The following is a 12049-nucleotide window of genomic DNA, read 5'->3' as shown; positions in this document are numbered from 1 at the left end:
AATTACTTTGGAGGAACGCAATGCACAAAGGACTCAAGTTCGGCTTCCGTTGTCTTTCAGCGTTAGCGCTGGTCATCGTGACCTGTCTACCAGCTTTCACGCAGACCATTACCGGTTCCATTACTGGCACCGTGACCGATCCAACCGGAGCCGTCGTGGCGGGTGCTAAGGTAACCGCCACCAACGTCCTGACAGGCGTGGCCACTCCGACCGTGACCAATCCAAGCGGCATCTACTCGCTCCATTTTTTGCAGATCGGACAATACAAGGTCACCGTTGAGTCCACCAGCTTCTCTCCTCAAAGCACAAGTGCCTTTTCGCTTGAGGTCGATCAAGAGGCCAGAGTAAACGTAGCATTGAAGGTCGGCGGGACCAACAGCAACGTCGTCGTCACGGACACCGCTCCCATTCTGAACACCGAAAACGCGACTACCGGCGACACGATCACAGCAGCAGCAGCGACAGAGTTGCCTCTGCAGGGCCGCAACTTTTCTTCGCTCACACTGCTGGTAGCAGGAGCCATCTCACCCAATCCGCAGGCTCTCGATAACGTCGGACGAGGTCAATACAACGGCGGATTCTTCGTCAATGGTAATCGTGAGCAAGGCAACAACTACACGCTCGACGGCGCCGATATCAACGAAGCAATCGACAACTACATCGGCTACAGCCCCAACGTCGACGCGCTCGGCGAGGTTCGTATCATCACAGGCAACTCGACCGCTGAGTACGGCAACGCAAACGGCGGCCAGGTCGTCATGGTAACCAAAAGCGGAACCAATCAGTTCCACGGCAACGCCTTCTTCTTCGGTGAGAACCAGAACCTGAATGCATCCCCATGGAACGCAGGATCACGACCTCCGATCAATCGTGCGATATTTGGTGGAACCCTCGGCGGTCCAGTCATCAAAGATAAGCTCTTCTTCTTCGTCGACTATCAAGGCGCACGCCAGCATAGCGACACGGTCGAGCAGCGTACGGTCGTCACCGCCGCGGACCGCGCTCGCACCGACATCACCAATCCGGCAGCGATTTACCTCTTCGCACATCCCGAGATCTACCCGTTGCCGAACAAGACTCCAGCAGCAAATTCGTCTGTAAACTATGTTGGCTCTTCCGGTCAGGCTACCGTGAACGATCAAGGCGACGCAAAAATTGACTGGCGCGCAACCAATAGCGACACTCTCTCCGGCCGCTTCTCAATCGGACGGGAACACGACGGCTTCTCCAAAGTCGCTCTGCCCACCGATATCCCCACCAATAACAACGATCCCTACACTGGCTTCATCGTGAACTGGACGCATGTCTTCTCTCCTAGCATTGTCAATGAAGCACGTGCCGGCTATGGCCGCACACGGTATATCCAGACGCCTACCGACGTCTCTGGAAAGTGGGGCGTTACCGGCAACTCGAAGCTCGGCATACCAGGAACCCAGCTCGTCCCTGGTTTCAGCACTCTTGTAATCGGGAACGGGCCAAACTCCGGCACTGTCGATGACATCGGTGCACCATCGACTCAGGACGGGAATGGCGCCTATGGCGGTATCGACAGCGACAGCATCGTGAATGCCTACACGTACGGCGACAACCTTACCTGGCAGCATGGTAAGCAAACGATAAAGCTCGGTGTGCAGGTTCTGCGCTACCAGGAGAATCGTTACTACTCCGGAAACGACGGCACACTGGGCTTCTTCAACTTCAACAGTTCGGTCGACGATTTTCTGCATGACAGCGTTACGAACGAGGGACAGGGCGCGCTCACCGGCCGCTGGGGTCAGCGCCAATATCGCGACGCTGCCTTCGTGCAGAACGACTACAAGCTCAGCTCCAACCTCACTGTCAACCTCGGCCTCCGCTGGGAGTATGACCAGCCCTATACCGAAGTCAACAACAAGCAGGCAAACATCAACCTAACAACTGGTGCGATCACGAATGCTGGCGTCAATGGCGCACCCCGCGCCCTCTACAACGCATATTGGGCAGGGTTCATGCCCAGGCTCGGCTTCGCCTGGTCGCCAGAGGCACTCCACGAAAAATTTGTTCTTCGCGGTGGATATGGCATCACGAACTTCCTCGAAGGAACAGGAGCAAATCTTCGCTTGACTCTCAATCCGCCTTTCTTCGTCGACGCGTCATGCACCGTCGGTCTTCCCTGCGCCAACGGTGGTCCCTTGGCAATCACCCAGGGCTTCTACCGGCCAGCTGATCCTTCTGTCTACGCCGGCAACGTTCGCGCATGGCAGAAGAATCTAAAGCCAGCTCTCATCCAGCAGTTCAACCTCACTTCGGAGTATCAACTCGACAGCTTCACTTCGCTCACTGTTGCTTACCTCGGACAGAACGGCAACCATCTTGTGGATCCGCGCGAAGGCAATCAGCGTGCCTGCCTCAACTGCGCGCTACCCATCACAACCCTGTCGGTTCTCAACCCAGCCCTCAGTCAGATTACGAATATCAGCTTCACAGAGTCCGAAGCTGTGATGAACTACAACTCATTACAGGTAACCGGACGTCGTCGCCTTAATCATGGCCTCGAATTTCTGGCCAACTGGACTTATAGCAAAGGACTGAGCAACAACCTTGGCTACTATGGAGCCAGCGGCGGCGCTGGCGACTCTCAGAGCGCTTACTGGCAGGATGCATACAGCGGACGCGCCGACTATGGTCCGGAGTTCTTCGATGCCCGCCACAACATCTCCGTCTCCGGATATTATGAGTTGCCCTTCGGTCGTGGGCGCCAGTTTGCAAGTGGTATCAACCGCTTTGCCGACGAAGCCATCGGAGGCTGGAAGTTCAGCACGGTTATGAGCTTCCATACCGGATTCCCAATCACGGTAAACTCCAACGCCTTGTACTCCACCTCAGTCAACGCAAGAGCAGCTCGTGCCAATCACCTTCGCCCCATGAAGGTAGTTGGAAGGACCTCACATAACTGGTTCGGAACGGATCCTTCAGCGCAAACCTGTGCCAACGACACCGACAATGGAGTCTGCGCGTACAGCGCACAGAGTGCGTTCAGCTTCGGCAGCGCCGCCGTTGGATCGGAACGCGCACCGAGTTACCAGCAGGTTGACCTGTCCCTCTCGAAGGACTTCGCAATCACTGAAGGAAGCCACCTCGAGTTCCGCAGCGATTTCCTGAACGCCTTCAACATGGTCAGTCTCTCTCCGCCGAGCAACAACGCCACCCCAGGCAACTCGTTCGGACAGATCACAACCGCAGTCAACGAACCCCGTAACATACAACTCGCACTGAAGTTCGTCTTCTAAGGTCGAGGTGGCGATTTCATAAAAAGGGGCGGCGAAAGAACTTCGCCGCCCCTTTCTATTTGGTATCTAATCAGACAAATCCTCAAAATGTTTCTAAATGTCGTCAGTTCAACTCACTAACTAGTTAGCAATCTGGGATGAAATTCATGAAGATTCACAACGGTTTTTCCAAACTCAGAGTATGTCATAGTCTCTCGCAGGGATTAATTATTCTGGCGCTATCTATGTGCGCTCCTGTCCCTTCACGCGCTGCAGCATCTCCTACACAAAAGCAGGAGATCATCGCGTACATCTTTCCAAAAGACAGAATCATCGCGCCCGGAGAAGTCTCAGCAGAGAAGTTGACGCGCATCAACTACGCCTTTGCCGATCTACAGAATGGCAAGATCGTCGAGGGCTTCGCGCATGACGCTGAAAACTTCGCTGCCCTCAATGCTCTCAAACACACCAACCCGTCTCTAACCGTATTGGTTTCGGTTGGTGGATGGACATGGTCGGGCAACTTCTCCGATATGGCTCTTACGAGACAACGCAGAAAGATCTTCATCGAAAGCGCAGTCCAATTTATAGAAAAATACGAGCTGGATGGTCTCGATATTGATTGGGAGTATCCCGGAATGTCCGGCGACAATCATCGGTTTCGGCCCGAGGACAAGCAAAACTACACTCTTCTACTCAAAGAGCTGAGAGTACGATTCAACCACGAAGAGAAGAAACTTCATCGTCACCTCGTAACGTCTATCGCAACCGGCGCTTCAACAGAGTTCCTCGAACATACTGAAATGGCCAAGGTGCAAAAATACGTAGACACCGTCAACCTGATGTCCTACGACTACTACGTTCCGAGTTGGGACAAAACCACCGGACACCATGCGCCACTCTTCACCAATCCAGCCGATCCGAAAAAAATCTCTGCCGACCGTACTCTTCACGAGTACGAGAGCGCAGGCGTGCCCGCGAAAAAACTTGTGCTCGGAGCGCCCTTCTATGGAAAGAGCTGGACTCAGGTTCCCGATCAAAACCACGGACTCTTTCAGCCGGGCAAGGAAGCCCCCAACACCTATCTCCCGTACAGCTCTCTAACCAGCTTTGAGACCAGCGGTTACATTCGGTACTGGGATGCGCAAGCTTCTGCTCCGTATCTCTACAATCCGGATACGCAGACCTTCATATCGTATGAAGATCCTGAATCGCTAAAGAAGAAATGTGAGTACGTGCTTGATCACAAGCTAGCCGGCGTCATGTTCTGGGAGTACTCCGGCGATTCTGCCAACGCTCTCTTAGATTCGATCAACACCGGTCTTCAGCCTCATCCTGCAACGGCAACGGAGTCCAAATGAATTCAACAATAGAACTGCCCCTGACGACCGCGACCAGTTCAGCCCGTGCCAGCCGCGTCGCATCCATCGACATCTTTCGCGGGCTCACGATGACCCTCATGATCTTTGTCAACGAATTGGCCGAAGTGAAGGGCCTTCCTTGGTGGAACTATCACGCCCCCGCAAAGGTCGACGCCATGACCTACGTCGATATGGTGTTCCCGGCTTTCTTATTCATCCTCGGGATGACGATTCCTATCGCCCTCGAACATCGCATTCGTAAGAACCCATCGCTGCCTGCTCTCTGGCTCCATGTGATTCTTCGAACCATTGCCTTGATCGTCCTCGGCCTCATTCTCGCAAACGCAGAGCTTGGAAGCCGTTCGCTGATGGGGATCGATCCCATGCTATGGACCATCCTCGCGCTCATCGGTGCCGTACTTTATTGGAACGTATACAACCGATCCGAACGCCACAAAACGCTATTTCGCATTCTGCGGTTTTCGGGTCTGGCATTGATGATCGCAATGTTTGTCATCTTTCGCAGAGCGATGCCCGACGGACACGCCGCATGGATCAGTACCTCTTATCCAGAGATCCTTGGCTTACTCGGATACACCTACCTCGCCGTCTCAATCCTATATATCGCAACTCGCCGATGGCGCTGGGCACCCCTTGCATGGTTTATCGCCATGACGGCCCTCTGCATCGCATCAACCGCAAAGTGGATCCCATTCCCGGGCCACACTCCCCTCTACCTCTGGCCGTTCGGTAACGGAGCCATGGCTTCAATCGCTTTGGCAGGCGTCGTCACCTCGGGCATCTTTGTAGATAGCCGCGGCCTCCGGTCGACCACCCTTCGACAAAAATCTATCGCCGCCATCTCATTCGGCAGCATCACGCTCCTTGGCGGATGGCTTCTAACTCCCCTGGGCATCTCGAAGATCCGCGCCACACCAACCTGGTGTCTCTACAGCATCGGCTGCAGCGTTCTGCTATTCACGCTGCTCTACTGGGTCTGCGATATCAAGCGAGCAGTGCGCTGGGCTGCCTTCACGCGCCCAGCCGGCGAGAACACGCTTCTCACCTATCTACTCCCCGATTTTTACTTCTTCATCGCATCCGCGTGTGGCTTCACATACTTTGCGGCGCACGCTAACTCCGGCTTCGCAGGCGTACTCAGATGCCTGATCTTTACAGCATTGATCCTGGCTCTCGCATCACTTCTTACCAAATGGAAGCTAAGACTTCAGATCTAACCGACACGCAGTAAACGTTAGCCGCGGCTAGGACTCTTCCCAAGCAGCTCGCGCGCAATCACCATCCGCTGAATCTCGCTCGTCCCCTCGCCGATGGGACACAGCCTCACATCGCGGTAGAACTTCTCCGCCGGATAATCCTTGATGAACCCATATCCTCCATGAATCTGCACACCCTCGTCGCAGATCCTGCACGCCGCCTCGCTCGCATATAGCTTAGCCATCGCCGACTCCAGCGTCACCTTCTTGCCGGCGTCCTTCATCTGCGCCGCGCGCATCGTCAACAACCACGCCGCATCCAGCTGCGTCGCCATATCCGCCAGCTTGAATTGAATCGCCTGAAACTCGCTGATCGCCTTCCCAAACTGTCGCCGTTCCTGCGCATACTTCATCGCCGCATCGAGCGCACCCCGTGCCATCCCCAGACTCAGCGCCGCAATTGAAATTCTCCCTCCATCCAGCACGCGCATAGCATCTTTGAACCCATCTCCCTCTTTGCCAACAAGGTTCTCCGCCGGGACCTCGCAGTCCTCGAAGATCAACTCCGCCGTATCGCTCGCACGCAAACCCAGCTTGTTCTCCTTGCGCCCTGACCGAAATCCCTTCGTTCCCCGCTCCACCACGAACGCCGAGATCCCGCCACGAGTTCCCTTCTCCTTATCCGTCACGGCCAGCACCACAGCACAGTTCGCGTAGGTCCCGTTGGTGATGAACGTCTTACTCCCGTTCAGCACCCACTTGTCTCCCTGCTTCACCGCCGTAGTGCGCGCCCCACCCGCATCCGACCCCGATCCCGGCTCGGTCAGACCCCATGCACCAAGCCACTGCCCGCTCGCCAGCTTCGGAATCCACCGCTTCCTCTGCTCATCGTTTCCGCCCAGCATGATGTGATTCGTACACAGCGAATTATGCGCAGCGACGATAATTCCGACACTCCCGTCCACCCGCGAGAGTTCCTCAATTGCCAGCACATACTCCACGTAGCCCATCCCCGCACCGCCCAGCGACTCGGGAAAGATCACGCCCAGCAAACCCATCGCGCCAAGCTTCTTCACCACCTCGTGCGGAAACTCGCTCTTCTCGTCCCACTCCGAGACGTGCGGCGCAACTTCTCCCTCAGCAAAGGCCCGTACTGCTCTCTGCAACTGCTTCTGCTCATCCGTCAACCCAAACATGAACCCTCCAGCGCGTTATAACCTGCGCTAATACATGTATCACATCCATGCATACTCTGGCACGCGCAACAAATGTCCCGCCGGACGGGCCCACTGCGCGTGGGGCGGTCACTTCGTGACTTGTGTACCTTGTTGTGGCGAGTGGAAAGCAATGGTCCTCCCGTTGGTCGGAGGAAAGATTGTGCCGACCAGCGGGAGGCCCTATGCATATCATCCTGCAAGACCGGTACACGCGTCACGAAGTGACCGCCCCACGCGCAGTGGGCCCGTCCGGCAGGACACAATCATTAGATCGTATCCAGCGCCTGTCCCAAATCCGTGACAATATCCTCCACATCCTCGATCCCCACCGACACACGCATCAATCCATCGGTAATCCCCAGCCGCGTCCGACCCTCCGCCCCCACCGCAGCATGCGTCATAGTCGCCGGATGACAGATCAGCGTCTCAACTCCTCCAAGCGACTCGGCCAGCAGACCAAGCCGCAGCGCCTTGGCAAACCTATTCGCCTTCTCCAGCGACCCCAGTTCCATCGAGATCATCGACCCGAACCCATGCTGTTGCCGCTTCGCCAGTTCATGCTGCGGATGCTCCACCAACCCCGGATAAAACACCTGCTGCACCTTTGCATGACCTTTCAAAAACTCAGCAACCACGCGGCCATTTGCATCATGCTGCTTCATCCGCACGGCTAGAGTCTTCACCCCGCGCAACAGCAGATAGCTCTCAAACGGCGACAGGATTCCGCCCGTGCACTTCTGCACAAACCGAAACGTATCCGCGTGCTCCGGCTTGGTGCAGATCAATACGCCACCCAGCCCATCCGAATGGCCATTCAAAAACTTCGTCGTCGAGTGCATCACAATGTCGGCACCCAATGCGATCGGCTGCTGCAGATAGGGCGACAAAAACGTATTGTCCACACTCAACTCCACACCCTTCGCATGGCAGATTCTCGCCACCGCGCCAATGTCCGTCAGCGACATCATCGGATTCGTCGGCGTCTCGATATGCACCAGCTTCGTCGCCGGAGTAATCGCAGCGGCGACATTCTCGGCCACGCTCGTATCGACATAGGTAAACGTCAGCCCATAGTTCGTCAGCACCTTGTCGAACAGTCTCCCGGTCCCACCGTACACATTATCCGAGCAGACCACGTGATCGCCCGACTTCATCATCGTGCATAGCGCCGTAATTGCCGCCATTCCGCTGCCGAACACATGAGCGCTCGTCCCGCCTTCAAGCGAGCACAGGCTCTCCTCCAACGCATCCCGCGTCGGATTCGTCAGCCGCGCGTACTCATGCCCTTTGTTCTTCCCAATCTCCTCCTGCTGATACGTCGAGGTCAGATAAATCGGCACATTCACCGCGCCCGTCAACTCATCCGGAGCCTGCCCGTCGTGAATCGCTCGCGTTGCAAACCCAGCTCTCTTCTTCGCTTCCGTCATTTGTAACCTCAATTATCACAATTTATTTAACTCTGAGAATTAGTCCAACAGCCCCTTCGACAGATACCTCTCCGCCGAATCCGGAATCACCGTAACCACTCTCTTCCCCGCTCCAAGCTCCCGCGCCACATCCACCGCCGCGCACAGCATCGCTCCTGCACTCGACCCCGCAAACACACCCTCTTCCGCAGCCAGTCGTCTCACCATCTTCAACGCCGGCTCGTCCATCACCAGCATCACGCGATCGCACACAGAGCGGTCAAACGTCGCAGGGATAAACGAAACCCCAATCCCCTCCACTTTATGCGGCCCTGGCTCGCCGCCCTCCAGCACACTCCCCTGCGGCTCCACAGCTACGGTCAAAATCTCCGCACGCTTCTTCTTGAAGAATCGAGCCACTCCGGTAAACGTACCCGCCGATCCTACCCCCGAGACCCACGCATCCACCCGACCTTCCATCTGCTCCCAGATCTCCGCCGCCGTCGTCTCCTCATGAAAGTCAGGGTTCGCCGGGTTCTCAAACTGCAGCGCAGCAAACGCCCCCGGCGTCTCTTTCTCGAACTGCAACGCCCTTCGAATCGCGCCCGCCATTCCCTCGGCCTCAGGCGTTCGCTCCACCGTCGCACCAAGCCCGCGCATCAGCTTGCACTTCTCTTCGGCAAACTGCTCCGGCACATACAGCATCACCTTGTATCCGCGATTGACTCCGATCAGCGCAAGCCCAACGCCTGTATTCCCAGCCGTCGCCTCCACAATCGTGCCACCAGGCTGCAACACGCCACGGCGCTCTGCATCCAGCACAATCCCAAGCGCCGCTCTATCCTTGATGCTTCCACCCGGATTCAAATACTCGAGCTTCGCCCAGATCTCTCCGCAGCCGTTACTGCCACTTCCCTGTTCAAGCCGGCGCAGACGAACCATAGGCGTCTGCCCCACTAACTCCAAGATGCTCTCAACAACCTTCATCAACCCAATCCTTCACACGTAAAAATCTACCCGTCAGATTCCATCCTACCGACAGACGGAGGTGTTCTGCGGCAATCGCCCGCAACTCCATCAGCGATCCTAGCCTCAGTTCTTCTTTCCGGGATCACTAAAGCCGGCGCTGCCACCTTTGCTCGCGTCCGCCACCACCCTCGGATAATACCCCGTCCGGGTCCGCACCGACAGCCGGCCAAAGTTCTTGGACTTCGCCTCCACATGCACCTCGCGATACCCGCCCAGCGTCGGCGACTTCGTCGAGTGATACGAGATCGTGTACTGCGTGCGAATATCCTGCGCCACCTCCGCAGCAATCGCATCGACATCCTTCACCGACTTCGGAAAATACGCCGCCCCGCCCGTCTGCTCGGCCAGCGTCTCCAACACCCTGCGCGCATGCCGCGACTCACGTTTATCCGTATCCTCGCCAAACAGCAGCCCCACACAGTAGATCACCGGCCCATCGAGATCCTGAATCCTGCGAATCGTCTGCTCCAGCGTCGCGCTCGAAGCATTGTCTTCGCCATCTGTAATCACCAGCAGCACCTGCTTCGGATGCTTCGCGTTCTTCGCCAGATAATCCGCCGAGGCCACCAGCGCATCATAGATCGCCGTTCCCCCACTCGATTTGATATATCCCAATCCCTGCTGCAGCTTGTCGATATTGTTCGTAAAGTCCTGATCGATGAACGCCTCCCACGAGAAGTCCACCAGGAACTCTTCATCCTCAGGATTCGACAGCTTCACAAAATCCAGCGACGCCTTATCCACCGCCTGACGCTTGTCATACATCGACCCCGAGCTGTCGATCAGCAGCCCCAGCGACACCGGCAGATCCTCATGACGAAACGAGTTGATCGTCTGCGGAACTCCATCTTCGTAGATATGAAACGCATCTCTATCCAGCGTCTGAACCGACCGACCGCTCCCATCGAGCACCGTCGCGTTCAGTCGTACCTCGTAAGCATCCTGCCGCAGGGTGTACTTGCCGTTCTCGCGCGCAATCGTTCCGGCCCCCACTCCCTGGGGCGCGCCAGTCTGGCTCTGCGCTGGCAGATCAGGATCAGGCGAAGCCACAGGATCGCGATCCACCGTCAGAGAAGGCTGCTGCGAAGCGGGTTGTTGTTTCGCGGGTGGCTGCGAAGTTGTTTGCGGAGAAGATGTCTGCGGAGATGCAGGCCGCTGGGCCCATCCGGCCGCCCCACCGGCCATCAGCAACAACCATCCTGCTGCTGCGGCCATCCCCAGCTGAAAACTCTTACTGCGAAGGTGCATAGTACCCCTGGCGATTATGTACCGTCAGGTTCGGAAGCCCTGGCGGCGGAACGAGTCGTATCTTCAATTTACGCCAGTTCCCATCCTGCTTCACCTCCGACGGCCTGTACCCGATCACATATTCATTTCTCAGCTCCGCGCTGATCCGCGAAGCAATATCACCCAGATCCCCCATCTCCGACACCCGGAACATCCTTCCTCCAGTCATATCGCAGATATCGGTCAACAGGATCGGCCCCAGTTGCTCCTCAGTCGTCGGCGCATACTGATCGAAGATCCCGATCGAGTAGATCTGCACATCGCTCTCCCGCACCACGCGCCGCAACTCGCCCTCCGTATAACGGCTACGATTATCTCCGCCATCCGAGATAATCAGCAACGCCTTCCGTTCAAACTTCGCCTGCTTCAGCTTATCCACACCAAGATAGATCGCATCGATCAGCGCCGTCCGATTCTCCGGCTTCAACATCACCATCCGCGCCTCCACGTCGTCCACATCCGACGTGTAGTCCACAATCACCGCGGGCCGATCGTTGAACCCCACCACAAAAAATTCATCCTGCGGATTGGACGTCCTCAAAAACTCGCTCAACGCCTTTCGCGCCCGCACAAACTTCGACGACATGCTCCCGCTCAAGTCGAAGATGATCCCAATCGTCACCGGCGCATCCTGCGTCGAGAAGCTCTTGATCACCTGCCCAATATTATTGTCGAAGACCTCAAAGTTCTCCTTCTCCAACCCCGTCACCAGCCGATTCATCGGATCGGTCACCGTCGCCGGAATCAGCACCAGGTTCACATCCACCCGAATCCGCGCATCCCGCCTCGAGGTGCCCAGTGCCGCCGCATTCGCCGCACCTTCAATCACCGGCTTCTTCTCCTCAGGAGTCTTCGGCGCGGCAGGCGGCGCAGGCGTATGAACCACATCCAGCGGATTCTCCTGCTCCTGCGCGTAGCAAACTCCACTCCCCGTTGCACCCCACAGCCCCAGGCCCAGCAACACCACAAGCCCGCACCGGGCCCGACGCCCTCTCAGGCGACCCGCCACCCAATCTCTTCTCCCGTCATCCCCCGCAACTACCCCGTCCCGTCTGTTGATCTCCATCTCGGCACCTATGCAATCCTCGCGACCACTCAGTAGTCGTACAGCCTTTTGCAAATCACCCCAACCCACAGCCCGCCAAGTCCGTCAGATGCTGCGTTCTGAAGATAATAGACCCCGTGTCAACCCCATTTGTCATCAATTCATCACAGCCCGCGGCCGGTACTGTCTCGTCAACGTTCTACATACGCTTCCGGATTCATCCCGCTCCTTCTTACCCT

8 protein-coding genes are annotated in these 12049 nt (G+C 56.7%); 3 read left to right on the top strand and 5 right to left on the bottom strand.

Features of this window, described 5'->3' with window-relative positions:
• Nucleotides 1–20: 20 nt before the first annotated feature.
• The 3 genes from HDF10_RS04395 to HDF10_RS04385 all read left to right on the top strand — a co-directional run bounded on the left by HDF10_RS04395 (nt 21) and on the right by HDF10_RS04385 (nt 5847).
• Complete coding sequence (locus tag HDF10_RS04395) at nt 21–3269, top strand: TonB-dependent receptor (protein ID WP_183810824.1); 3249 nt, start codon at nt 21–23, stop codon at nt 3267–3269.
• A 224-nt stretch (nt 3270–3493) separates the two neighbouring features.
• Complete coding sequence (locus HDF10_RS04390; RefSeq protein WP_260177602.1) at nt 3494–4609, top strand: glycoside hydrolase family 18 protein; 1116 nt, start codon at nt 3494–3496, stop codon at nt 4607–4609.
• Entirely contained in the window at nt 4606–5847 is a 1242-nt protein-coding gene (locus tag HDF10_RS04385) for a DUF5009 domain-containing protein (protein WP_183810820.1), read from the top strand. The genes HDF10_RS04390 and HDF10_RS04385 overlap by 4 nt, the downstream gene beginning before the upstream one ends.
• A gap of 17 nt (nt 5848–5864) precedes the next feature.
• On the opposite strand, the gene HDF10_RS04380 is transcribed toward HDF10_RS04385, so the two are convergent.
• From HDF10_RS04380 to HDF10_RS04360, 5 genes are all read right to left on the bottom strand, one after another.
• Complete coding sequence (locus HDF10_RS04380; protein WP_183810818.1) at nt 5865–7022, bottom strand: acyl-CoA dehydrogenase; 1158 nt, start codon at nt 7020–7022, stop codon at nt 5865–5867.
• 287 nt (nt 7023–7309) lie between these two features.
• Nucleotides 7310–8470 (bottom strand): trans-sulfuration enzyme family protein, encoded by a 1161-nt coding sequence (locus tag HDF10_RS04375; RefSeq protein ID WP_183810816.1) that lies wholly within the window; start codon nt 8468–8470, stop codon nt 7310–7312.
• Nucleotides 8471–8509: 39 nt separating this feature from the next.
• Nucleotides 8510–9436, bottom strand: a complete 927-nt coding sequence (gene cysK, locus HDF10_RS04370; protein WP_183810814.1) for a cysteine synthase A — start codon at nt 9434–9436, stop codon at nt 8510–8512.
• Between the two features lie 105 nt (nt 9437–9541).
• Nucleotides 9542–10693 (bottom strand): VWA domain-containing protein, encoded by a 1152-nt coding sequence (locus HDF10_RS04365; protein ID WP_183810812.1) that lies wholly within the window; start codon nt 10691–10693, stop codon nt 9542–9544.
• A 16-nt stretch (nt 10694–10709) separates the two neighbouring features.
• Nucleotides 10710–11774, bottom strand: a complete 1065-nt coding sequence (locus HDF10_RS04360; protein ID WP_311732661.1) for a VWA domain-containing protein — start codon at nt 11772–11774, stop codon at nt 10710–10712.
• Between the last annotated feature and the right edge of the window lie 275 nt (nt 11775–12049).

This window comes from Tunturiibacter empetritectus (genome assembly GCF_014201375.1).
Classification (GTDB): Bacteria; Acidobacteriota; Terriglobia; order Terriglobales; family Acidobacteriaceae; genus Edaphobacter; species Edaphobacter lichenicola_D.
Note: the sequence above shows the minus strand (reverse complement) of the source record. Positions and strands in the feature narration are given on the sequence as shown.

Bases quoted from the DNA above. Each gene is read 5' to 3' on its own strand.
- HDF10_RS04375 (WP_183810816.1), bottom strand. From the start codon at position 8,470: ATGACGGAAGCGAAGAAGAGAGCTGGGTTTGCAACGCGAGCGATTCAC.
- cysK (WP_183810814.1), bottom strand. From the start codon at position 9,436: ATGAAGGTTGTTGAGAGCATCTTGGAGTTAGTGGGGCAGACGCCTATG.
- HDF10_RS04390 (WP_260177602.1), top strand. From the start codon at position 3,494: ATGTGCGCTCCTGTCCCTTCACGCGCTGCAGCATCTCCTACACAAAAG.
- HDF10_RS04365 (WP_183810812.1), bottom strand. From the start codon at position 10,693: ATGGCCGCAGCAGCAGGATGGTTGTTGCTGATGGCCGGTGGGGCGGCC.
- HDF10_RS04380 (WP_183810818.1), bottom strand. From the start codon at position 7,022: ATGTTTGGGTTGACGGATGAGCAGAAGCAGTTGCAGAGAGCAGTACGG.
- HDF10_RS04385 (WP_183810820.1), top strand. From the start codon at position 4,606: ATGAATTCAACAATAGAACTGCCCCTGACGACCGCGACCAGTTCAGCC.
- HDF10_RS04395 (WP_183810824.1), top strand. From the start codon at position 21: ATGCACAAAGGACTCAAGTTCGGCTTCCGTTGTCTTTCAGCGTTAGCG.